We start from the raw sequence: 21,232 nt of genomic DNA on the forward strand, positions 1-21,232 counted from the left end.
CATGCAGCGCATTCTTTCCGGCCTCACGCTGGCTGCCGGCCTCGGCCTTGCGGTCGCTGCCCAGGCGGCTGACCAGGACCTGATCAAGCGCGGCGAGTACGTCTCCCGCGCCGCCGACTGCATGGCCTGCCACACTGCCGAAGGCGGCGCGCCGTTCGCCGGCGGCCTGCCGATCCACTCGCCGTTCGGCACCATCTACGGCAGCAACATCACCCCGGACAAGGAGTTCGGCATCGGCAACTACAGCGCCGACGACTTCTTCGCCGCCGTCACCCAAGGCAAGCGCAAGGATGGGGCCAATCTCTACCCGGCCATGCCCTACACCTCGTACCACCTCATCAAGCGCGAGGACAGCGACGCCCTCTATGCCTACCTGATGAGCCAGACGCCAGTGCACCGCGCCGCGCCCGAAACCAGCCTGAGCTTCCCGTTCAACGTGCGCATGGGGCTGTCGGGCTGGAACATGCTCTACGGCAAGAGCGTCCAGCTGGAGAATGCCGAGGGCAAGAGCGCGGCGTACCAGCGCGGGCAATACCTGGTGGAAGTGCTCGGCCACTGTGGCGAGTGCCACACCCCGCGTAACCAGATCGGCGCCCTGCAGCAGGACAAGCGCCTCACCGGCGGCCTGCTCAACGGCTACAGCGCCCCGAGCCTGCTGGCCCAGGACCTGGCCGAGCGCGGCTGGACCAGTGCCGACCTCACCGGCTTCCTCAAGCACGGCATGAGCCCGCAGGGCAGCATGTTCAACGAGATGTTCCCGGTGATGCACCTGAGCACCCAGCACCTGGCTGACGAGGACCTCGCTGCCATGTCCGCCTACCTGCTCGGCGAACAGCCGCCGCAGGCCAAGGTGGTCCAGGCCGTGACCGAGGACAAGCTCAGCGACAGCGCCAAGCGCGGCCGCCAGCAGTACCTCAACGTCTGCGCCGGCTGTCACGGCAACGACGGCGAGGGCAAGCCGCACATCGCAGTGGCCATGCAGGGCAACACCACCCTGCGCCTGGCCGATTCGCGCAACCTGGCCAAGGTCATTGTCGAGGGCATCCGCGAGCAGCAGTTCACCGGCTTCGAGCGCATGCAACCGATGCCGGGCTTCGCTGACAAGCTCAATGACGAGCAGCTCACCGACCTGATCAACTACCTGCGTCAGGCCTGGGGTGGCTTGCCGGGTGACATGGGCGTACAACAGGTCGCTCAACTCAAGGCGGAGTGAGTCGTGCAGCATCTCGATCTGCAAGTAGTCCGGCAGGCGCTCCAGTGGTCCAACGCCGGGCAGCGCGTGTGGCTGTGCAGCGTGCTCTTCACCTACGGCTCGGCGCCCCGCGCGCCGGGCTCGCTGCTGGCGGTCAACGCCAGCGGCCAGTGGGTGGGTTCGCTCTCCGGGGGCTGCGTCGAGGATGACTTCCTCGAACGCGTCGCCGAGGGCGAGTTCAGCGAGCCGGTAGTCGTCGTGCGCTACGGCGACGGCACCGACACCCGCACGAACATCCGCCTGCCCTGCGGCGGCATTCTCGACGTACTGGTGGAGAACCTCGCGCCCGATTGCGACGTGCAGGCCCACCTGCGCGAACTGGAATCGGCGCTGCTCGGCCAGCGCCGCCTGCTGCGCGAAGTGAACCTGCAGGACGGCAGTCGCCGCCTGAGCGATGACTACGAGCACGGCCCGCGGGTCGAACGCGACGAAGCCCGCGTGCGTCTGCGCGTCGGTGCTGCGCAGCGCTTGCTGCTGGCGGGTTACTCCAGCGTCGCGCACTTCTGCGCGGAATTCGGCAAGGGCCTGGGCTTCGAGGTGATTCTCTGTGATCCCCGCGAAGAGGCGCTGGATGGCGTGGTGCTGGACGGCATCGAAATCCGCCGCGAGCTGCCGTCGATCTTCATCGCCAACGGCGGCTGCCACGCGGACACCGCGGTGGTCGCCCTGACCCATGACCCGAAGATCGACGACCTGGCGATGCTCGAAGCCGTGCGCACCGAGGCCTTCTACATCGGCGTGATGGGCTCGCGCACCACGTCCGACAAGCGCCGCGAGCGCCTGCACCGCATCGGTGGCCTGAGCGACGCCGACCTGGCGCGCGTGCATGCCCCCATCGGCCTCAACCTCGGCAGCAAGACCCCGGCGGAAATCGCCCTGGCCGTGCTCGCCGACATCCTGCGCACCCGCAGCGGCATCGCCCGCGAGGCGCTGTGACGGTCGTGGCGCTGGTCCTGGCCGCCGGCCAGGGCTCGCGCTTTGGCGCGGACAAGCGCCGCGCGACCTTGCCCGACGGGCGCAGCCTGCTGGCGCATAGCGTCGAACGTGCGCAGGTGGTGTTCGATGAAGTACGGGTGGTACTGCGTGACGGCGAGCGGGCGGAGGATTTCGGCCTGCCCGCCGGCTGCCGGGTTATCCACAGCCCGGACGCAGCGTTGGGCATGGGGCACAGTCTGGCGGCTGGGGCGGCATCGCTGAGTGACTCTCGGGCTGAGGCCGTGGCCATCCTGCTCGGCGACATGCCGTGGATTGCTGCGCAAACGCTGCGGGCGTTATCCGACGCGGCGAGCGCCTCGACCATTCTCTTCCCGCTTCACGAAGGCCAGCGTGGTCATCCCGTGCTGTTCGGCCGTGAATTCTGGCCTGAACTTTCACGTCTCTCTGGCGATGAGGGCGCGCGCACCGTGGTTCAGGCGCACCGCGAGCGTGGCATCACCCTGGAAGTTACTGACGCAGGCGTGCTGCGCGACGTCGACACGCCGGCCGCCCTGCGTTCCTGACCTGGTTCGCGAGCAAGCTCGCTCCTACAGGGGAAACGCCGGCGTCAGACTGTAGGAGCGAGCTTGCTCGCGAACCCCTGCGACACCCAAGCGACAGCTCTCAGTGCTGCGCCAACCACTGCCCGATGCGCGGCCAGACTTCCAGGCTGGCATTGCGCGACAGCAGTAGGCGGTTATGGCTGTAATCCTCCCGCGCACCGGTTGCCAGCCCGAACAGCTCCAGCTTCGCTTCTGCCCCTCCAAAGGCCTGCACCAGCGCCTCACAACCCGCGAGCGGCGCGATGAAGGTATCGCCGCTGCCCGCCACGCCCAGCACCGGCAGCTCGACGCTGCCTAACCCAGCGAGATAGTCGAAGCCTTCCAGCGAATCGAATCGCCGGCGGAAATTCCACTGGCACCACTGGCGCATCAGCCGGGCGCTTTCCGCCTCGGGGCCGACGCTCTTAGCGCGGCTGGGCGCGATGCGTCTCCAGCGCAGCATCCAGTCAAACGCCTGGAGCGCCAGCCAGTGCCGCAGGCTGGCTCCCGCCGCCGTGGCCTGCGAACCGATCAGCACCAGCGAGCGCAACCGTCGTTGCGCCAGTTCAGGATGGCGCGCCGCCCACATCGAGACGATCAGCCCGCCGCCGGAGTGGCCCACCCAGTGCAGCGCCGTTTGCCCTGTGCGCTGGCTTACCGCATCGAGAATCGCCGGCACGTCTTGCTCGGCCACGTCGTCGAAGCTGTGCACAAAGTCGTTGCGTCCGCTGTCGCCATGGCCGCGCCAATCGAACAGCCAGCAGGCGATGCCCTGGCTGCCCAGATAGTTGGCCAGGCCCAGGCAACTGCGGTGGTTGGAGAAGGTGCCGTGGGTCAGCACGACGGGAATGCCATCTGCCGGGCCGACTCGGCGCAAGGCGAGATCGACGCCGTCGGCGGTACGGATCAATTCCGGGAGGAGGGCGGCTTCTTGTGCGGTCATGGCGCGCTTCCGTGTGGGGGCGATCCATGCTGCTCCGGCGCGCGGGCCGGAGCAATCCCGACAGCTTATTTGGTCGCTTTCAGCACCACGAATTTCGGATTTGCCGCCACCTGCTCGACGCCGCGGAACAGGCGCTTGAGCTTGGCGTGGTAGCCCAGGTGGCGGTTGCCGACGATCCACAGCTCGCCGCCGGTGACCAGCGCGGCGCGGGCCTGCTGGAACATGCGCCAGGCGAGGAAGTCACCGACCACCTGCTGCTGGTGGAAGGGCGGGTTGCACAGGATCAGGTCCAGAGAGTCGGTGGCCTGGCTGGCGAGGCCATCGTCGGGGTGGATGTCCACCGAGCGGTCGCCCAGGGCGGCCTGCCAGTTCTCCCGCGCGGACTGCACGGCCATGTACGACTCGTCCACCAGCGTCAGCTCGGCCTGCGGATTGAGCAGGGCGAAGGCGATGCCCAGCACGCCGTTGCCGCAGCCCAGGTCCGCCGCGCGCACTGCGTGGTGCACTTGCGGCAGGTGCGGGAGGAAGGCGCGGGTGCCGATGTCCAGGCCTTCACGGCAGAACACGTTGGCGTGGTTCAGCAGCGTCAGCGCCGGTTTGTCCAGGCGGTAGCGACTCGGGTAGGGCGAGGAGGGCGTGGGGCGCGCTTCGGCCGTCGCCACCAGCAGGCGGGCTTTCTTCACGGCGAGCGAAGCCTGCATCGGGCCGATGTACTTTTCCAGCAGGTCGCCGGCGGCACGCGGCAGGTGCTTGATCATGCCGGCAGCGACGACTTTGGCGCCCGGCGCGAGCTGGTCGTGCAGACGGATCAGCTGTTCCTCCAGCAGCGCGAGGGTCTTGGGCACGCGGATCAGTACGTGATCGAACGGGCCTTGCGGCGTCTCGCTGGCGGGCACGAAGCTCAGCGGCGCGTCGGTGAGGCCGTTGCGTTCGAGGTTGCGCTCGAGGGCGATAAAGCCCAGGTGCGAGTCGCCGCTGCTGGTCAGGCGCACATGGGGCGCGAGGCTGGCGGCGAGGGCGCCGAAGCTGTCGTTGATCACTAGCACGCGGCTGTCCGCGCCGACGCCTTGCTCGTGGAGATGCGCGAGCAGGTACTCGTCGGCCGCATCGAAGGCCTGCAGCGGGTCTTCGCGCTGTTCGGGGTGGCGGACCAGGTCGAGCTGGGCGAAGGGGCTGGCGAGGACGGGCATGGGACTCTCGAAACGACGGAAATGGCTGAGATAGAGGTGCTGCTTCGTTGGCAATGAGTGGTGGCCTATTGCAACGATTTTGTCATTAAATTGAGACGTGGTTGACTCGCAATGGCTTGTGCGGGCCAGCGTTATACCGAAAAATTATGACCTATCCGCCCCGCCTTCGTCTGCGCGGCGGCTTCCCAATAATAACCGGGCGGTCCATGCGACCCGGTAGGGCCCGATCCCGGAGCTGCGCTCCGCCGACCGACGGCCACTCTTCCAAGTCTTCACGAATCCTCGACACGCGACAGTCGTTCGCGCGCCGGGCTATTGCCATTGCATAAGGATATCGATGTACCAGTCGTTGCTCGGGGTGGCCTTGTCCGCCCTTTTCCTCGTGGCTCAACCGGCCTTCGCCGAAGAGCCCATCGTCATCAAGTTCTCCCACGTCGTCGCCGATGAAACGCCCAAGGGCCGTGGCGCGCTGCTGTTCAAGAAACTGGTGGAAGAGCGCCTGGCCGGCCAGGTGAAGGTCGAGGTGTTCCCCAACTCCACGCTGTTCGGCGATGCCGACGAACTGCAGGCGCTGCAGGACGGCAAGGTGCAGATGCTGGCGCCGTCGCTGTCGAAGTTCGAGGGCTACACCAAGCAGCTGGAAGTCTTTGACCTGCCGTTCCTGTTCGACGACCTGGAAGCGGTGAAGCGCTTCCAGAAGCGCGACAAGAGCCGCGAACTGCTGCACTCCATGGCGCGCTCGGGCATCTACGGCCTGGCCTACTGGAACAATGGCATGAAGCAGCTCTCGGCCAACCGCGAACTGCGCGCGCCGGCCGATGCCAAGGGCCTGGCCTTCCGCATCCAGCCGTCTTCGGTGATCAACGCCCAGTTCGGCCTGCTCGATGCCACGGCGGTGAAGATGCCCTTCGCCGAGACCCTCAAGGCGCTGCAGGACGGCAAGGTGCAGGGCACCGAGAACACCTGGTCGAACATCGGCAGCCAGAAGCTCGACAGCGCCCAGCCGTTCATCACCGAGACCAACCACGGTGTGCTCAGCTACATGGTGATCAGCAACCAGAAGTTCTGGAACAGCATGCCCTACCCGGTGCGCACCCAGCTGGAAAGCATCATCGAAGAAGTCACCGTCGAGGTGAACAAGGACGCCGAAGCGCTGAACCAGAAGGAGCGCGAGCACGTCGTCGCTAACGGCAAGGCGCGCATCGTCGCCCTGACCCCGGCCGAGCGCGAAGCCTGGCGCACCGCCATGCAGCCGCTGTGGAAGCAGTTCGAGGGTGAGATCGGCACCGACGTGCTGCGCGCCGCCCAGGTGGTGAACCGCAAGCATTGATCCACAGGGACTGATCCAGAGCAGGCTTGTGGCGATCTCCCCGGATAGCCACAAGCCTTGCGGGTGTTTCTCGCGCCGGGAATACGGGAAAATGGGTCGTTGCCTGCAAAGGAGCGGACGATGACCGCCAGCGAAGAGAAGTTCACCCGCCAGACCCTGGTGGAGGTGCAGACGCTCACCCCGAGCCTGTTCACCCTGCGCACCACCCGCGACAGCGGCTACCGCTTCCGCGCCGGGCAGTTCGCCCGCCTGGGCGTGTACAAGCCCAGCGGCAGCATCGTCTGGCGCGCCTACTCGATGGTTTCGGCGCCCCACGACGACTTCCTCGAGTTCTTCTCCATCGTCGTTCCCGGCGGTGAATTCACCAGCGAGCTCAGTCGCCTGCGCGTCGGCGACCAGTTGCTGGTGGATCGCCAGGCCTTCGGCTTCCTCACCCTCGACCGTTTCCCCGATGGCCGCGACCTCTGGCTGCTCTCCACCGGCACCGGCCTGGCGCCGTTCCTGTCGATCCTGCAGGACTTCGAGGTGTGGGAACGCTTTGAGACCATCAAGCTGGTCTACAGCGCCCGCGAGGAAAAGGAACTGGCCTACCGCGAGCTGATCGCCAGCTTCGGCGCGATGGAGCATCTGGCCGAACATATCCACAAGCTGCAGTTCATCCCGGTGGTCACCCGCGAACAGGTGCCCGGTTGCCTGAACGCGCGGATCACCACGCTGATCGAGAACGGCGAGCTGGAGCGCGCCGCCGGTCTGGAGCTCACCCCGGAACATTCGCGGGTGATGCTCTGCGGCAACCCGCAGATGATCGAGGACACTCGTGCCGTGCTGAAGGCACGTGGCATGAGCCTGGCGCTGACGCGCAAGCCCGGCCAGATCGCCGTGGAAAACTATTGGTAAGTTCGGCCCGATAGATTTTGAAAAGATTGTCCCCTTAGGGCCGCAGGGCTTTGCCCTTAGGATAAGCGTCCGTTTCCCTTTTTTCGGACCTTATGGACAGTCAAAGTACAACGCCGGCCCCGGTCGCTACCCCTGTAGAGCCGGCGTTCGGCGAACCTCCCCCGGCACCCGCGTTCGCGGATAAGCCTTCCCAGCCTGTCATGGCGCGCGCCCAGCGAGGTCGTTCGACATGGAATGGTTGATGGACCCCACGGCCTGGCTCGGCCTGCTCACCCTGATCCTGCTCGAGCTGGTGCTCGGCATCGATAACCTGGTCTTCATCGCGATCCTCGCGGACAAGCTGCCGCCGCACCTGCGCGACCGCGCGCGGCTGATCGGCCTGTCGCTGGCGCTGCTGATGCGCCTGGGCCTGCTGGCGAGCATTTCCTGGCTGGTCACGCTCACCGAGCCGCTGATCGAGGTGTTTGGCAAGTCCTTCTCCGGCCGCGACCTGATCATGCTGTTCGGTGGTCTGTTCCTGTTGTTCAAGGCGACGCTGGAGCTGCATGAACGCCTCGAAGGCCGCGTGCACACCTCCAACGGCAAGCGTGTCTACGCCGCCTTCTGGCCGGTGGTCGCGCAGATCGTGGTGCTGGACGCGGTGTTCTCCCTCGACGCGGTGATCACCGCCGTGGGCATGGTCGAGCAGCTGGAAGTGATGATGATCGCGGTCATCTTCTCCATCGGCCTGATGATGGTGGCCAGCAAGCCGCTGACCCGCTTCGTCAACGAACACCCGACGGTGATCATGCTGTGCCTGGGCTTCCTGTTGATGATCGGTTTCAGCCTGACGGCCGAAGGCCTGGGCTTCCACATCCCGAAAGGCTACCTGTACGCCGCCATCGGCTTCAGCCTGCTGATCGAGATGGCCAACCAACTGGTGCGCTGGAAGCGCCAGAAGAGCCAGCGCGGCCAGCGTGGCCTGCGCCAGCGGACCGCCCACGCCGTGCTGCGCCTGATGGGCGGCAAGGTTGATGCCGACGAAGTGGGCGAAGACATCGCCGACCTGGTGGGCCCGGACGATGGCGGCGACGCGCCGTTCCACCGCCGTGAGCGGGTGATGATCAGCGGTGTGCTGGGCCTGGCCGAGCGTCCGGTCAAGGCCGTGATGATCGACCGCCAGCGCGTACACCGCGTGGACGTAGCCGACAGCCCGGAGAACATCCGCCGCGCGCTGCTGGAGTCGCCTTACTCGCGCCTGCTGGTGATCCGCGAAGGCAACATCGACGAGCCGCTGGGCTATGTGCACAAGAAGGAGCTGTTCTCTGCCCTGTTGCAGGGCCGTGAGCTGGACATCCTGCCGCTGCTGCGCGAGCCGCTGAGCCTGCCGGACAGCAGTACGGTGCTGGGCGCGCTGGAGCTGATGCGTGAGGCCTCGACCCACCTGGCCTTCGTGGTCAACGAGTTCGGTGGCTTCGAGGGCATGCTGAGCATGACCGACGTGCTGGAGGCGATTGCCGGTGAACTGCCGGACGCCAGCGAGGTGTCCGGTACGGACATCGAGGCGGAGGAGGGCGCTTATCGGGTGGACGGTGCCGTAACGCTGTCGGCGCTGGCCGAGCGGGTCGGCTTCCACGCCCGCCCGACGGCGGAGTACCAGACCCTCGGCGGGCTGGCGCTCAAGCACCTTGGCCGCTTGCCGGCCATGGGTGACACGCTGGAGCTGGGCGGCTGGCGCCTGGAAGTGACGGACGTCAGCGAGCGGCGCATTGGCCGCGTGCTGCTGACGCCGCCGGACTGACGTCAGGGGCCGCCCCCGGCCCGGTCAGCGATCTGCTCAAGGAGCGCGGTTGTTCTGCTGCTTGAGCAGGTCGCGGATCTCGGTCAGCAGGGTTTCCTCAGCGCTCGGCACCGGCGGGGCGCTGGGCTCCACGGCCTCTTCACGCTTGAGTTTGTTGATGGCCTTCACGCCCATGAAGATGGCGAAGGCCACGATGATGAAGTCCAGGCAGGTCTGAATGAATTTGCCGTAGGCCAGCATCACCGCCGGCGTCTGGCCCTCGGCGGCCTTGAGCGTGATCGCGAGGTCGGAGAAGTCCATGCCACCGATCAGCAGGCCAATGGGCGGCATGATCACGTCACCGACGAAGGACGAGACGATCTTGCCGAACGCCGCGCCGATGATGATACCGACGGCCATGTCGACCACGTTGCCCTTGACCGCGAAGGCCTTGAATTCGTTGAGCAGACTCATGCACAGACTCCTTGTTACGCAAAAAGAGGGGACAGGCGCAGTTTAGCGGCCCGTCGCCGTCTGAACACCCCGTGCGCGGTCAATTCCAACGGTATGACCGGCGGCGGTGGGCGGCATCGCGCCGTGGTCTAGGCTTATCGGGCAAGCCATCCACTCCAACGCATCCAACAAGGAGGCCCGCCATGCCGCTCGAGCATCATCCCCTGTCCCGCGAATTCCCCGACCAGAAGGCCCTGATGACCCGCTTGCACGGGAAGGACGCGAACTTCACCCGCATGGCCGCCAGCTACGAGGAGCTGGACAAGAAGATCTACGACATCGAGGACGGCCGCCAGGCGATGGACGACCTCGCCCTCAACTCCCTCAAGCTGCAGCGCGTGGCGCTGAAGGACGAGATTTCCGACCTGCTCAAGCGATCCGGTTGAGCTTGACCAGAGTCAAGGGTGGCCGCCTGCGCGAGGCGTAGGCTCCCGTCATCTCTTTCCAACCGGTGCCACCGCCATGCGTAAAGCCCTTTCGTCCTCTGGCAAGTCCGTCACCAAGCTCCCCAAACGCAACGCCGAAGCCCTGCGCGCCCAGGAGCGCCTGGTCCGCCTGAAGCTGCAGTACGAGCTGCTGGACCAGCGCATCGGTCGTGTGGAAGAGGGCATCGAACGCCCCGACTGCACCCTGGCCTCGCTGCTGATGCGCCGCGAAAGCCTCAAGCACGATATGGAAAGTCAGTATCGCCGCCTGGCGAGCTAAGAACCTGTCTACGGCCTGCTGCGCGTCGGCAGAACCGCGCTGAAATCGGCCTCGGGGGGCTCATTTACTGCGTGTAAACTCCGCTCCCTCAACCGATTTCAGCGCACTTCTGCTCTAGCTCGCGAGACCGTAAATAGGTTCTGAACCGCTCCACCCGATTGGCTTATGATGGGGACTTTGCATTCGACGGAAGTCCCCCATGGCCAAGGCCAAGCGCATGTACGGCTGCACCGAGTGCGGCGCCACCTACCCGAAATGGGCCGGTCAATGCCCTGATTGCGGCGCCTGGAACACCCTGGTCGAAACCGTCATCGACACCACCCCCACCGGCGGCTCGGCCAGCAGCTCCTCCGGCCGTGGCGGCTGGGCCGGCCAGCAGGCCAACATCAAGACCCTCGCCGAAGTCAGCGTCGAGGAAATGCCGCGCTTCTCCACCGCCTCGGCGGAGCTGGACCGCGCCCTGGGCGGCGGCCTGGTCGACGGCTCGGTGGTGCTGATCGGCGGCGACCCCGGCATCGGCAAGTCCACCATCCTCCTGCAGACCCTCTGCAACATCGCGACGCGCCTGCCGGCGCTCTATGTCACGGGTGAGGAATCCCAGCAGCAGGTCGCCATGCGCGCCCGCCGCCTGGGCCTGCCCGAGGACAAGCTCAAGGTCATGACCGAGACCTGCATCGAGACCATCATCGCCACGGCGCGCCAGGAGCAGCCCAAGGTAATGGTGATCGACTCGATCCAGACCATCTTCACCGAACAGCTGCAATCCGCACCCGGCGGCGTCGCTCAGGTGCGCGAAAGTGCGGCGCTGCTGGTGCGTTTCGCCAAGCAGAGCGGCACGGCGATCTTCCTGGTCGGCCACGTCACCAAGGAAGGCTCCCTGGCCGGCCCGCGTGTGCTGGAGCACATGGTCGATACCGTGCTGTATTTCGAGGGTGAATCCGACGGCCGCCTGCGCCTGCTGCGGGCGGTGAAGAACCGCTTCGGCGCGGTGAACGAGCTGGGCGTGTTCGCCATGACCGACCGTGGTCTGAAGGAGGTTTCCAACCCGTCGGCCATCTTCCTCACCCGCGCCCAGGAATCGGTGCCGGGCAGCGTGGTCATGGCCACCTGGGAAGGCTCGCGGCCGATGCTGGTGGAGGTGCAGGCGCTGGTGGACACCAGTCACCTGGCCAACCCGCGCCGCGTGACCCTGGGCCTGGACCAGAATCGGCTGGCCATGCTGCTGGCGGTGCTGCACCGCCACGGCGGCATCCCGACCTACGACCAGGATGTGTTCCTCAACGTGGTCGGCGGTGTGAAGGTTCTGGAGACGGCGTCGGACCTGGCGCTGATGGCGGCGGTGATGTCCAGCCTGCGCAACCGCCCGCTGGATCACCAGTTGCTGGTGTTCGGCGAGGTCGGCCTGTCCGGCGAGGTGCGCCCGGTGCCCAGCGGCCAGGAACGTCTGAAGGAAGCGGCCAAGCACGGCTTCAAGCGCGCGATCGTGCCCAAGGGCAACGCGCCGAAGGAATCGCCGCCCGGCCTGCAGGTGATCGCCGTGACGCGCCTGGAGCAGGCGCTGGATGCGTTGTTCGAATAGATCGTCGTGCTCCTGCAGGAGCGGGCCAAGCCCGCGTTCACGCCCATGAGGCGCTCCTGCAGGGAGTTTCAGTGTTCGCTGAGCAGCGTCAGCTCCCGCTCCAGCAGTGACTCGTCACCCAGGTTCAGCTCCACCAGGCGCCGCAGGTGGCTGATGGAATCCAGGTCGATGTGCCGGCAGTTGAAGCCCAGCAGGCCTTCGCGCTCCCAGGCGAGGTCGGCCTCCATATAGACGTTGACGTCGAAGCCCAGGTAGATGCGCACCTGCACCGGTTCCTGCGCGACGATGCTCCAGTGTTCCGGCCGCTGCACCAGCAGGCCCTGCAGGGACAGGTCGAGCAGCGTCACCTTCCAGCGCTGGTCGCCCTGGCTGATCTCGGTGCCGGCGTCGAAGGCGATGCGCTGGAAGCGCCGGCGCTCGTCGTGATCGTCAGTCATGTCGTGGCTCTCCGGCCGTTTCTGCTTCGCCTCACTATAGACGCAAGCCATTGCCGACGCGTCGTACACCGATTGCTGATGTTTCGTCCGTCAGACACAGCCCGCACGGGTTTGACAGCCTGCAGACCCTCGCCAAAGCTCCATGTGCGTTTAACCACTACAACTGCGGAGTGCAGAGCATGGACAATAAAGTGATCAAGGGTCTGATTTTTGGGGTTATCAGCGTTGCCAGTCTGGCGGCGCACGCAGATGAAGCCGGGCAGAGCGGCAAGGGCTGCGGTTGGGGCAACATGGTCTTCGACGGTCAGCGCGGCCTGTTCCCGCACCTGCTGGCCACCACCACCAACGGCACCTCGGGCAACGCAACCTTCGGCCTGACCTCCGGCACCAACGGCTGTGACGCCAGCCAGCGCATTTCCTACGGCGGCCGCTCGATCTTCGCCATGAACGGCATGCTCGACAACATCGCCGAGAACATGGCCCAGGGCCACGGCGAGGCGCTGGACGCCTACGCCGTCCTGCTCGGCATCCCGACCCAGGACCGCGCGCACTTCGCCCAGGTCACCCAGCAGCACTTCGGTGAGATCTTCACGTCCAAGGACGCCACCGGCGAGCAGGTGCTCAACAACACCCTGGCGGTGATGAGCCGTGACCAGACCCTGGCACAGTACGCCAAGCAGCCGGCCTGACGACCGCTACGCCGCAAAAGGCCCGCCCCAGGCGGGCCTTTTCATTTCCTGACCCTGCGGTCGAGCGCGTTGACCTCCGGCAATAAGCGCGTAACCGCCCTAGACTAAGGTCGTATGAATGGGTCGCCGGAAAAGACTAGAATTTTTCTGCGAATTCTCGCCTTCAAACTGTCGGAAGCCTCGCTATGAACAATAACAACAGCCTGCTACGTCACCTCGCCTGGCTGGCGGTGGCGATAGTCGGTGCATTTGCCTTGGGAGTCGTGGCACTACGTCGCGGCGAAGCCATCAACGCACTGTGGATCGTCGTCGCGGCGGTTGCCATCTACCTGGTCGCCTACCGCTACTACAGCCTGTTCATCGCCACCAGGGTGATGCAACTGGACCCCAACCGAGCGACCCCTGCGGTCCTCAACAACGACGGCCTGGACTACGTCCCGACCAACAAGCACATCCTCTTCGGTCACCACTTCGCTGCCATCGCCGGCGCCGGCCCGCTGGTCGGCCCCGTACTGGCTGCGCAGATGGGTTACCTGCCCGGCACGCTCTGGCTGATCGCCGGCGTGGTGCTGGCCGGTGCCGTGCAGGATTTCATGGTCCTGTTCATCTCCAGCCGCCGCAACGGGCGTTCGCTGGGTGAACTGGTACGCGAGGAAATGGGGCAGGTGGCGGGGACCATCGCTCTGTTCGGCGCGTTCCTGATCATGATCATCATCCTCGCGGTGCTCGCGCTCATCGTGGTGAAGGCCCTGGCCGAAAGCCCCTGGGGCATGTTCACCGTGCTGGCGACGATCCCGATCGCGCTGTTCATGGGCGTGTACATGCGCTACATCCGCCCGGGCCGCATCGGCGAGATTTCCGTGGTCGGCATCATCCTGCTGCTGGGCAGCATCTGGCTCGGTGGCCAGATCGCCGCCAGCCCCGAGTGGGCCCCGGTGTTCACCTTCCATGGCGTGCAGATCGTCTGGATGCTGATCGCCTACGGCGCGATCGCCTCGGTCCTGCCGGTGTGGCTGCTGCTGGCGCCGCGTGACTACCTGTCGACCTTCCTCAAGATCGGCACCATCATCGCCCTGGCCATCGGCATCGTGATCGTTTCGCCGGAGCTGAAGATGCCGGCCCTGACCCAGTTCACCGACGGCACCGGCCCGGTGTGGAAGGGCGGCCTGTTCCCGTTCCTGTTCATCACCATCGCCTGTGGCGCCGTCTCCGGCTTCCACGCGCTGATCTCCTCGGGCACCACGCCCAAGCTGCTCAACCGCGAGCCCGACGCCCGCTACATCGGCTACGGCGGCATGCTGATGGAGTCCTTCGTGGCCATCATGGCGATGGTCGCCGCCTCGGTCATCGAACCGGGCATCTACTTCGCCATGAACAGCCCGCCGGCCGTGGTCGGCACCGACGTTACCGCGGTGGCCGCGACCGTCAGCAGCTGGGGCTTCACCATCACCCCGGAGATTCTGACCCAGACCGCCAAGGACATCGGCGAGACCACTATCCTGGCCCGTGCCGGTGGTGCGCCGACCCTCGCCGTGGGCATCGCGCACATCCTTCACCAGGTGCTGCCGGGTGAGAACACCATGGCCTTCTGGTACCACTTCGCGATTCTCTTCGAGGCGCTGTTCATCCTCACCGCGGTGGACGCCGGCACCCGTGCCGGGCGCTTCATGCTGCAGGACCTGCTGGGCAACTTCGTCCCGGCGCTGAAGAAGACCGAATCCTGGACCGCCAACATCATCGGCACCGGCGGCTGCGTCGCGCTGTGGGGCTGGCTGCTGTACCAGGGCGTGGTCGATCCGCTGGGTGGCATCAACACGCTGTGGCCGCTGTTTGGCATCTCCAACCAGATGCTCGCCGGCATCGCGCTGATGCTCTCCACCGTCGTGCTGATCAAGATGAAGCGCCAGCAGTACGTCTGGGTGACCGCCCTGCCGGCCGCCTGGCTGCTGATCTGCACCACCACCGCCGGCCTGATCAAGCTGTTCGACAGCAACCCGGCCGTGGGCTTCATCGCCCTGGGCAAGAAGTACTCCGCCGGCCTGGACGCCGGTCAAATCATCGCTCCGGCCAAGGACATCGGCCAGATGCAGCATGTGATGATGAACGCTTACATCAACGCCGGCCTCACCGTGCTGTTCCTGCTGGTGGTGTTCAGCGTGCTGGTGTACGCGATCAAGGTAGGCGCCAGCGCCTGGACCAAGAAGGAGCGCACCGACAAGGAAGCTCCGTTCCAGCCGATTCCGGACGCCTGACGGAGGAGCATCATGTTCAACGACCTCAGCCGCATGGGTAAGTATCTCGGGCAGGCCGCACGCATGCTGGTCGGCATGCCCGATTACGACACCTACGTTCAGCACATGCAGAACAAGCACCCGGACAAGACTCCGATGACCTACGAGGAGTTCTTCCGCGAGCGCCAGGAGGCGCGCTACGGTGGCGGCAAGGGAAGGCCGATCCGCTGCTGTTGAGTCCGCGGATGGGTGTATAACGGACGGGCCGCGAGCGATCGCGGCCCGTTTTCATTTCCGCCCGTTTTTCATTCTGATTGCCTGGAAGTTTCCATGACCGATTCCGCAAGCGCGCCGCAGATTCCGGTGACCGTCCTCACCGGCTTCCTCGGGGCCGGCAAGACCACCCTGCTCAAGCACATCCTCAAGGCAGAGCACGGCCTGAAGATCGCCGTGATCGAGAACGAATTCAGCGAGACGCCGATTGACGCTCAGTTGCTCGGCGACGACGCGGTTCAGGTGACGACGCTGTCCAACGGCTGCGTCTGCTGCACCATCAATAGCGACCTGGAGCGCGCGCTCTGCGTCCTGCTGGAGCGCCGCGACAACGGCGAGCTGGTCTTCGACCGCGTGGTGATCGAGTGCACCGGCCTGGCCGACCCGGCCCCGGTCGCGCAGACCTTCTTCGTCGACGAGACCCTGCGCGAGCGCTACCTGCTCGACGGCATCATCACCCTGGTGGACGCCGCCAACGCCGAGCGCCACCTGCAGGAAGCCATCGCCCAGGCCCAGGTCGGCTTTGGCGACCGCATCCTGGTGAGCAAGAGTGACCTCGTTTCTCCTGCGCAGTACGAGGCCCTGGTCGAGCGCCTGCAGCGCATCAACCGCCGCGCCGAGATCCATGCCGTGGAGCACGGCGCCATCGAGCTGGAGCGCCTGCTCGACGTACGCGGCTTCAACCTCAACGCCGACCTCGGCCTGCGTCCGCTGCTGCGCCCCGTGCGCCCGGCGGCGGATACGACCGACCGCATCACCACCCTTGTGCTGCGCAGCGACAACCCGCTGGATATCGAGCGCCTCAGCGAATTCATGGACGACCTGCTGCAGTGGCACGGCAACTCGCTGCTGCGCTACAAGGGCGTGCTGAACATCGCCGGCGAGGAGCGTCGCCTGGTGTTCCAGGGCGTGCTGCGGTTGTATGGCTTCGACTGGGATACGCCGTGGAAGGGCAACGAGCAGCGCGAGAGCGTGATCGTCTTCATCGGCGACAACCTGCCCGAAGAAGAGATTCGTCGTGGCTTCGATCGCATCACGGGCGGCCCGACCGCCTGAATGAAAACCGCCCGGCCAGTGCCGGGCGGTTTTCTCTGCACGCTTGCGTAGGGCGCATAACGCGTCAGCGTTATCCGCCGCAGGCGTGCTGGCGGATAACCTGTTCCAGGTTATGCGCCCTACGTTCCACGTTGGTTGGCAGCGGCTCAGCCGCCAATCAGATGCTTGAGCGGATGGTAATCCGCCTTCAGGTTCCCCGCCGCCTTGAGGATCGCCTGCTCGATCGCATTGAGGTGCATGCAGGTCAGCTCGATGGCCGCCGCCTGGTTGCCCGACTCGATGTACTCGATCAGTCGCTGGTGCTCGTTGCCGCGGCAGGTCTCGTGCTGGTCGTCGTCCAGGGTGGTGGCGTAGAGCGAGGCGCGCTCGATCAGCTTGCGGAAGAAGTCCAGCAGCACCGGGTTGTTCAGCGCCGCTGCCAGCTTCAGGTGGAACTCGCCCAGCAGGTGGACGAACCGCGCGTGGTCGTGGTCGTGGGTCGCCTCTTCCAGCGCCACGTGGTCGCGCAGGTCCTGGATGATCGCGCTGTCCGCGCGGCGACAGAGTTCACTGACGATGCCGATCTCGATCAACCGCCGCGTTTCGAACAGCGAGCGGATCTCCTCGTCGCTGGGTAAAGACACCCACGCACCCTTGTTGAGCGCGCTGGAAACCAGTCCATCCGCTTCCAGATGTTTCAGCGCCGCGCGTACCGAAGTGCGGCTGACCTTGAACAATTCCGCCAATGCCGCCTCGCCCAGCTTCATGCCGGGGCGCAGGGTGCGCTTGCTGATTGCCTCGTAAACCCCTTGGTAGACGCGTTCCACCGTGGACTCGGGGTGATTCTCCGCCATGAGCGACTCCGCCTCTTGCTTGACCCTTCAAAGGATGCCGCAAAACCGTCCGTGCAAAACCAGTTGCAGAAGAAAAATACATCAGCTATTTCTAGATTGCATTCAAATATTGCATACAAAAACAAGAGGAATGCACCAAAATGAATCACTCGTCGTCAGTCGAGGTGCGTCGGGTCAGCAAGCGCTACACCGATGATCCCAACGTCGCTCCCGCCCTAAACGAAGTGTCGGTCGACATTGCCCATAATGAGTTCTTCACCTTGCTGGGGCCTTCCGGCTGCGGCAAGACCACGCTGCTGCGCAGCATCGCCGGGTTCGAGAACGTCACCTCCGGCGACATCCTCGTCGGCGGCGAGCGGGTCAACGACCTGCCGCCGTACCGTCGCCGCATCAATACCGTGTTCCAGAGCTACGCCCTGTTCCCGCACATGTCGGTGAGCGAGAACATCGCCTTCGGCCTGGAGATGCAGGGCCTGGCGCGCGGCGAAATTCCCGGCCGGGTGAAGGAAATGCTGGCGCTGGTGCAGATGGAACACCTGGCGCGCCGCAAGCCAGCCGAGCTCTCCGGTGGCCAGCAGCAGCGCGTGGCCCTGGCCCGCGCGCTGGCGCCCAAGCCTTCGGTACTGCTGCTCGATGAACCGCTGTCCGCGCTGGACCTGAAGCTGCGCAAGGAGATGCAGGTCGAGCTCAAGCGCGTGCAGGAAGAGGCGGGCATCACCTTCATCTTCGTCACCCACGACCAGGAAGAAGCGTTGACCCTGTCCGACCGCATCGCCGTGATGTCCCACGGCAATATCATGCAGATCGGCACGCCCAACGAAATCTACGAACGCCCGACGCACCGCTTCGTCGCGCAGTTCATCGGCGACATCAACTTCCTCCCCGGGCAGATGCGCCAGGGCGGGTTCCACCCCAACGCCATGGCCGCGGAGATCCCCTGCGAACTGCCGGCGGGCCTGAGCAGCGCCAGTGTCCAACTCGCCTTCCGCCCGGAGCGCTCGAAGCTGGTCGCCCCGTCGCAGCCGCACCACCTGCGCGCGGTGATCGAGACGGTGATGTACGTCGGCACCGCCACGCTGTACCGCTGCCGCTTGCCGGATGCTTCGCAGATCACCCTGCGCGAGAGCAACGAGGGCGGTCGCGCCCGCGACGTCGGCGAGGCCGTGGCGGTGCACCTGCCGCCCCAGGCCTGCCTGCTGATGGAGGCCTGAAATGAACGAGTCGCCCACCACTCGCCGCCTGTTGCTGCTCAGCCCGGTGGCGCTGACGCTGCTCGGGCTGATCGCCATCCCGCTGGCGATCATGGGTTACATCAGCCTGCTGCCGCGCAACCTCTACGGCGGCGTCGACTGGCACGCCGACTGGCAGATCCAGAGCTACGTGCAGCTGTTCTTCCAGGAAGACTTCGACGGCAACCTCGAGCTGAACTGGGTCTATGCCCAGGCGCTGCTGCGCTCGCTGTTCCAGGCCGGCGGCACCACGCTGTTGTGCTTCCTATTCGGCTTCCCGGTGGCGCTGTGGATGACCAGCCTCAGCGAGCGTTCGCGCAACCTGATGGTGCTGCTGATCACCATCCCGTTCTGGACCAACCTGCTGATCCGCAACTACGCCTGGCTGATCATCCTGCGCGAGCACGGCTGGGTCGCCCAGTCGGTCAACGCGCTGTTCCCCCAGGCCGGCGGCATCACCCTGCTGTACAACGACTTCGCGGTCTGCGTCGGCCTGGTCTACAGCTTCCTGCCGTTCATGATCCTGCCGATCTACTCGACTCTGGAGAAGCTCGACTGGCGCCTGGTCGAGGCTGCCTATGACCTGGGTGCGAACCGCTGGAAGGCTTTGCAGCGGGTAATCCTGCCGCTGTCCATGCCCGGTGTGATCGCCGGCTCCCTGCTGGTGTTCGTCCCGAGCCTGGGCGCTTTCATCACTCCGGCGATCCTCGGCGGCGGCAAGACCCTGATGATCGGCAACCTGATTCAGCAGCAGTTCGGCACCGCGCGCAACTGGCCGCTGGGCGGTTCGCTGTCGTTCCTGCTGCTGGCGATCATGCTGCTCGCCCTGATCGCGTTCGCCCTGTATAGCCGCCGCGCCGCCAAGGCCGTCCACCTGGGAGGAGCCAACGCATGATCGCCCAGCACCTGAAGAAACTGCCCGGCACCCGCGAAACCAGCATGCTGGTCCTGGCCTACCTGTACCTGCCGATCTTCGTGCTGATCGGCTACAGCTTCAACGCCAACCGCTCGGCCACGGTGTGGACCGAATTCTCCTTCGCCTGGTACGGCAAGATAGTCGCCAACCCCTCGATCCAGGCGGCGGCGTTCAACTCGCTGGTGGTCGCCGGCTTTGCCACCGTGCTGTCCACGGCGATCGCCCTGGCGGCGGCGCTGGCGACCTCGCGGCCGTTCTACGGACGGCGGCTGGTGGAGGGCGGCATCAACCTGCCGCTGATCCTGCCGGAGATCGTCATCGCGGTGGCCACGCTGCTGCTGTTCATGTCGCTGGGCATCAAGCTGGGCCTGATGACGGTGATCGTCGCCCACGTCGGCTTCTGCATTCCCTTCGCCTACCTGCCGATCCGTGCACGCCTGAACGACCTGGACAAGAGCCTGCTGGAAGCCGCCGGCGACCTCTACGCCAGCCCCTACCAGGTGTTCCGCCGGGTGACTTTGCCGCTGCTGTGGCCGGCGGTGCTGTCCGGCGCGGTGCTGGCGTTCGTGGTCAGCCTTGACGACTTCATCATGACCTTCTTCGTCGCCGGCCCCGGCTCGACGACGCTGCCGGTCTACATCTTCTCGGCCATCAAGGCCGGGGTGACCCCCGAGATCAACGCAATCTCGACCCTCATGCTGGTGATTTCCATCGTCCTCGTGGTGCTGTCGTACTGGCTCGGCCAGCGCGGCAAACCGGACGCCTGATCAAGACTGCCAACCTTTCGTTTTCTGACCTTACGTTTCGGAGAGCAACATGAAGTTGAATGCCCTGCGTCACGGCCTTGCCGGTTTGTCCCTCGCCCTGCTGGCTGCGGGCGTCGCCCAGGCCGAGGAGCCCAAGCAGCTGTTCTTCTACAACTGGACCGACTACTACCCGGTGGAACTGCTGGCCAAGTTCGAGAAGGAGACCGGCATCAAGGTCACCATGGACGGCTACGACAGCAACGAGACCCTGCTGGCCAAGCTGCAGGCCGGCGGCGCGGCGTACGACGTGATCGTGCCGTCGCACTCGATCATGCAGACGCTGATCAACCAGGACCTGCTGCTGAAAATCGACACGCCCAAGCTGGCCAACTTCCAGTTCGTCAAGCCAGCGTTCCGCGACCCGGGCTTCGACCCTGGCCGCAAGTACTCGGCGCCCTACCTGTGGGGCACCACCGGTTTCTCCTACGACAGCGCACGGGTGCCGGGCGGCAAGCTGGATGACTCCTGGAAGGAATTCTTCGAGCCGCGTCCGGAACTGCAGGGCCAGGTCGCTGCGCTGGATACCCCGAGCAGCCTGATCAACGCCGCCGCGCACTACCTCAACGTCGACGAGTGCACCGAGAACCCGCAGGACGCCAAGAAAATTCTCGAGTTGCTGCAGAAGCAGAAGCCCTTCCTGAAGATGTACAGCTCCGACAACACCGTGGACCGCATGGCCTCCGGCGAAGTCGTGCTGATGCAGAACTGGAACGGCTCCACCGCCCGCGCCACGCTGCAGAAGAGCACCATCAAGTACGTCTACCCGCGCGAAGGCGTGGCCTCCTTCCAGGACAACTTCGCCGTGCCGAAAAGCGCGCCGCACCCGGAGAACGCCAAGGTCTTCATCAACTGGATGATGAAGCCGGAGAACGCCGCCGCGGTGACCAACGCCATTGCCTATTCCAACGGCATCCAGACCGACCACCTGCTGGACGCCAAGTGGAAGGTCATGGACGCCATCAACATGCCCGAGGAATACGCGCAGCGCCTGCGCCTGGAAAAGGAGTGCAGCAACAAGTCCCGCGAGCTGCAGGATCGCATCTGGTCCAAGCTCAAGGGCTGACGCGCCGTTCTCCG

Annotated in this window: 22 protein-coding genes; 17 read left to right on the forward strand and 5 right to left on the reverse strand. The window is 65.4% G+C overall.

What is annotated here, in order from left to right; genetic code table 11:
- Position 1 precedes the first annotated feature (1 nt).
- Genes IB255_RS28815 through IB255_RS28825 form a run of 3 tightly spaced genes read left to right on the forward strand, consistent with a single transcriptional unit; the run spans position 2 to position 2,751 of the window.
- A complete protein-coding gene (locus tag IB255_RS28815) occupies positions 2 to 1,213 on the forward strand; it encodes a cytochrome c (protein WP_192211217.1) in 1,212 nt (403 codons plus the stop codon).
- A gap of 3 nt (positions 1,214 to 1,216) precedes the next feature.
- Positions 1,217 to 2,188: an XdhC family protein gene (locus IB255_RS28820; protein ID WP_192211218.1), complete on the forward strand. Its 972-nt coding sequence runs from the start codon at positions 1,217 to 1,219 to the stop codon at positions 2,186 to 2,188.
- On the forward strand, positions 2,185 to 2,751 hold the full coding sequence (locus tag IB255_RS28825) for an NTP transferase domain-containing protein (protein WP_192211219.1): 567 nt from the start codon (positions 2,185 to 2,187) through the stop codon (positions 2,749 to 2,751). Before IB255_RS28820 ends, IB255_RS28825 begins: the two co-directional genes overlap by 4 nt.
- Before the next feature lie 100 nt (positions 2,752 to 2,851).
- Here IB255_RS28825 and IB255_RS28830 read toward each other — a convergent pair whose 3' ends face one another.
- Positions 2,852 to 3,712, reverse strand: coding sequence for an alpha/beta fold hydrolase (locus tag IB255_RS28830; protein WP_081520064.1), 861 nt, complete (start codon positions 3,710 to 3,712; stop codon positions 2,852 to 2,854).
- Positions 3,713 to 3,777: 65 nt separating this feature from the next.
- Complete coding sequence (locus IB255_RS28835) at positions 3,778 to 4,902, reverse strand: methyltransferase (RefSeq protein ID WP_081520065.1); 1,125 nt, start codon at positions 4,900 to 4,902, stop codon at positions 3,778 to 3,780.
- 337 nt (positions 4,903 to 5,239) lie between these two features.
- On the opposite strand from IB255_RS28835, the gene IB255_RS28840 reads away from it, so the two are divergent.
- From IB255_RS28840 to IB255_RS28850, 3 genes are all read left to right on the forward strand, one after another.
- On the forward strand, positions 5,240 to 6,232 hold the full coding sequence (locus IB255_RS28840; protein WP_081520066.1) for a TRAP transporter substrate-binding protein: 993 nt from the start codon (positions 5,240 to 5,242) through the stop codon (positions 6,230 to 6,232).
- 120 nt (positions 6,233 to 6,352) lie between these two features.
- Positions 6,353 to 7,129, forward strand: a complete 777-nt coding sequence (locus tag IB255_RS28845; RefSeq protein ID WP_081520067.1) for a ferredoxin--NADP reductase — start codon at positions 6,353 to 6,355, stop codon at positions 7,127 to 7,129.
- Positions 7,130 to 7,358: 229 nt separating this feature from the next.
- Positions 7,359 to 8,909 carry a TerC family protein gene (locus IB255_RS28850; protein ID WP_192211220.1) on the forward strand — a complete coding sequence of 517 codons (1,551 nt, stop codon included), beginning with the start codon at positions 7,359 to 7,361 and terminating at the stop codon, positions 8,907 to 8,909.
- A 36-nt stretch (positions 8,910 to 8,945) separates the two neighbouring features.
- On the opposite strand, the gene mscL is transcribed toward IB255_RS28850, so the two are convergent.
- On the reverse strand, positions 8,946 to 9,362 hold the full coding sequence (gene mscL / locus IB255_RS28855) for a large-conductance mechanosensitive channel protein MscL (protein ID WP_045216609.1): 417 nt from the start codon (positions 9,360 to 9,362) through the stop codon (positions 8,946 to 8,948).
- A gap of 182 nt (positions 9,363 to 9,544) precedes the next feature.
- Here mscL and IB255_RS28860 point away from each other — a divergent pair, with 182 nt between their 5' ends.
- From IB255_RS28860 to radA, 3 genes are all read left to right on the forward strand, one after another.
- Positions 9,545 to 9,787: a YdcH family protein gene (locus tag IB255_RS28860; protein ID WP_081520069.1), complete on the forward strand. Its 243-nt coding sequence runs from the start codon at positions 9,545 to 9,547 to the stop codon at positions 9,785 to 9,787.
- Between the two features lie 76 nt (positions 9,788 to 9,863).
- Positions 9,864 to 10,106 (forward strand): hypothetical protein, encoded by a 243-nt coding sequence (locus IB255_RS28865; protein ID WP_081520070.1) that lies wholly within the window; start codon positions 9,864 to 9,866, stop codon positions 10,104 to 10,106.
- 199 nt (positions 10,107 to 10,305) lie between these two features.
- On the forward strand, positions 10,306 to 11,685 hold the full coding sequence (gene radA, locus IB255_RS28870) for a DNA repair protein RadA (RefSeq protein ID WP_081520071.1): 1,380 nt from the start codon (positions 10,306 to 10,308) through the stop codon (positions 11,683 to 11,685).
- Between the two features lie 68 nt (positions 11,686 to 11,753).
- Here the strand turns inward: radA and IB255_RS28875 are convergent, their stop codons facing one another.
- A complete protein-coding gene (locus tag IB255_RS28875) occupies positions 11,754 to 12,122 on the reverse strand; it encodes a PilZ domain-containing protein (RefSeq protein ID WP_081520072.1) in 369 nt (122 codons plus the stop codon).
- Positions 12,123 to 12,301: 179 nt separating this feature from the next.
- On the opposite strand from IB255_RS28875, the gene IB255_RS28880 reads away from it, so the two are divergent.
- From IB255_RS28880 to yjiA, 4 genes are all read left to right on the forward strand, one after another.
- Positions 12,302 to 12,811, forward strand: a complete 510-nt coding sequence (locus tag IB255_RS28880; protein WP_081520073.1) for a DUF3015 domain-containing protein — start codon at positions 12,302 to 12,304, stop codon at positions 12,809 to 12,811.
- A gap of 185 nt (positions 12,812 to 12,996) precedes the next feature.
- Entirely contained in the window at positions 12,997 to 15,063 is a 2,067-nt protein-coding gene (locus IB255_RS28885) for a carbon starvation CstA family protein (RefSeq protein ID WP_081520074.1), read from the forward strand.
- Positions 15,064 to 15,075: 12 nt separating this feature from the next.
- Positions 15,076 to 15,279, forward strand: coding sequence for a YbdD/YjiX family protein (locus tag IB255_RS28890; RefSeq protein WP_015478970.1), 204 nt, complete (start codon positions 15,076 to 15,078; stop codon positions 15,277 to 15,279).
- A gap of 93 nt (positions 15,280 to 15,372) precedes the next feature.
- Positions 15,373 to 16,371, forward strand: coding sequence for a GTPase (gene yjiA, locus IB255_RS28895; protein ID WP_081520075.1), 999 nt, complete (start codon positions 15,373 to 15,375; stop codon positions 16,369 to 16,371).
- Between the two features lie 146 nt (positions 16,372 to 16,517).
- On the opposite strand, the gene IB255_RS28900 is transcribed toward yjiA, so the two are convergent.
- On the reverse strand, positions 16,518 to 17,204 hold the full coding sequence (locus tag IB255_RS28900) for a GntR family transcriptional regulator (protein WP_081520076.1): 687 nt from the start codon (positions 17,202 to 17,204) through the stop codon (positions 16,518 to 16,520).
- Between the two features lie 140 nt (positions 17,205 to 17,344).
- On the opposite strand from IB255_RS28900, the gene IB255_RS28905 reads away from it, so the two are divergent.
- Genes IB255_RS28905 through IB255_RS28920 form a run of 4 tightly spaced genes read left to right on the forward strand, consistent with a single transcriptional unit; the run spans position 17,345 to position 21,218 of the window.
- Complete coding sequence (locus tag IB255_RS28905; protein ID WP_192211221.1) at positions 17,345 to 18,415, forward strand: ABC transporter ATP-binding protein; 1,071 nt, start codon at positions 17,345 to 17,347, stop codon at positions 18,413 to 18,415.
- A 1-nt stretch (position 18,416) separates the two neighbouring features.
- Positions 18,417 to 19,328 (forward strand): ABC transporter permease, encoded by a 912-nt coding sequence (locus tag IB255_RS28910; protein ID WP_081520077.1) that lies wholly within the window; start codon positions 18,417 to 18,419, stop codon positions 19,326 to 19,328.
- Positions 19,325 to 20,116, forward strand: a complete 792-nt coding sequence (locus IB255_RS28915) for an ABC transporter permease (RefSeq protein WP_081520078.1) — start codon at positions 19,325 to 19,327, stop codon at positions 20,114 to 20,116. The genes IB255_RS28910 and IB255_RS28915 overlap by 4 nt, the downstream gene beginning before the upstream one ends.
- A gap of 49 nt (positions 20,117 to 20,165) precedes the next feature.
- The gene (locus IB255_RS28920; RefSeq protein ID WP_081520079.1) at positions 20,166 to 21,218 is read left to right on the forward strand and encodes an extracellular solute-binding protein; all 1,053 of its coding nucleotides are present in this window, start codon (positions 20,166 to 20,168) and stop codon (positions 21,216 to 21,218) included.
- Positions 21,219 to 21,232: the final 14 nt, after the last annotated feature.

Origin of the sequence: Pseudomonas sp. PDM22 (assembly GCF_014851965.1) — a bacterium.
Classification (GTDB): domain Bacteria; phylum Pseudomonadota; class Gammaproteobacteria; order Pseudomonadales; family Pseudomonadaceae; genus Pseudomonas.

Coding starts and splice junctions, on each gene's coding strand:
- IB255_RS28815 (WP_192211217.1), top strand. CDS start 2: ATGCAGCGCATTCTTTCCGGCCTCACGCTGGCTGCCGGCCTCGGCCTT.
- IB255_RS28830 (WP_081520064.1), bottom strand. CDS start 3,712: ATGACCGCACAAGAAGCCGCCCTCCTCCCGGAATTGATCCGTACCGCC.
- IB255_RS28835 (WP_081520065.1), bottom strand. CDS start 4,902: ATGCCCGTCCTCGCCAGCCCCTTCGCCCAGCTCGACCTGGTCCGCCAC.
- IB255_RS28840 (WP_081520066.1), top strand. CDS start 5,240: ATGTACCAGTCGTTGCTCGGGGTGGCCTTGTCCGCCCTTTTCCTCGTG.
- IB255_RS28845 (WP_081520067.1), top strand. CDS start 6,353: ATGACCGCCAGCGAAGAGAAGTTCACCCGCCAGACCCTGGTGGAGGTG.
- IB255_RS28850 (WP_192211220.1), top strand. CDS start 7,359: ATGGAATGGTTGATGGACCCCACGGCCTGGCTCGGCCTGCTCACCCTG.
- mscL (WP_045216609.1), bottom strand. CDS start 9,362: ATGAGTCTGCTCAACGAATTCAAGGCCTTCGCGGTCAAGGGCAACGTG.
- IB255_RS28860 (WP_081520069.1), top strand. CDS start 9,545: ATGCCGCTCGAGCATCATCCCCTGTCCCGCGAATTCCCCGACCAGAAG.
- IB255_RS28865 (WP_081520070.1), top strand. CDS start 9,864: ATGCGTAAAGCCCTTTCGTCCTCTGGCAAGTCCGTCACCAAGCTCCCC.
- radA (WP_081520071.1), top strand. CDS start 10,306: ATGGCCAAGGCCAAGCGCATGTACGGCTGCACCGAGTGCGGCGCCACC.
- IB255_RS28875 (WP_081520072.1), bottom strand. CDS start 12,122: ATGACTGACGATCACGACGAGCGCCGGCGCTTCCAGCGCATCGCCTTC.
- IB255_RS28880 (WP_081520073.1), top strand. CDS start 12,302: ATGGACAATAAAGTGATCAAGGGTCTGATTTTTGGGGTTATCAGCGTT.
- IB255_RS28885 (WP_081520074.1), top strand. CDS start 12,997: ATGAACAATAACAACAGCCTGCTACGTCACCTCGCCTGGCTGGCGGTG.
- IB255_RS28890 (WP_015478970.1), top strand. CDS start 15,076: ATGTTCAACGACCTCAGCCGCATGGGTAAGTATCTCGGGCAGGCCGCA.
- yjiA (WP_081520075.1), top strand. CDS start 15,373: ATGACCGATTCCGCAAGCGCGCCGCAGATTCCGGTGACCGTCCTCACC.
- IB255_RS28900 (WP_081520076.1), bottom strand. CDS start 17,204: ATGGCGGAGAATCACCCCGAGTCCACGGTGGAACGCGTCTACCAAGGG.
- IB255_RS28905 (WP_192211221.1), top strand. CDS start 17,345: ATGAATCACTCGTCGTCAGTCGAGGTGCGTCGGGTCAGCAAGCGCTAC.
- IB255_RS28910 (WP_081520077.1), top strand. CDS start 18,417: ATGAACGAGTCGCCCACCACTCGCCGCCTGTTGCTGCTCAGCCCGGTG.
- IB255_RS28915 (WP_081520078.1), top strand. CDS start 19,325: ATGATCGCCCAGCACCTGAAGAAACTGCCCGGCACCCGCGAAACCAGC.
- IB255_RS28920 (WP_081520079.1), top strand. CDS start 20,166: ATGAAGTTGAATGCCCTGCGTCACGGCCTTGCCGGTTTGTCCCTCGCC.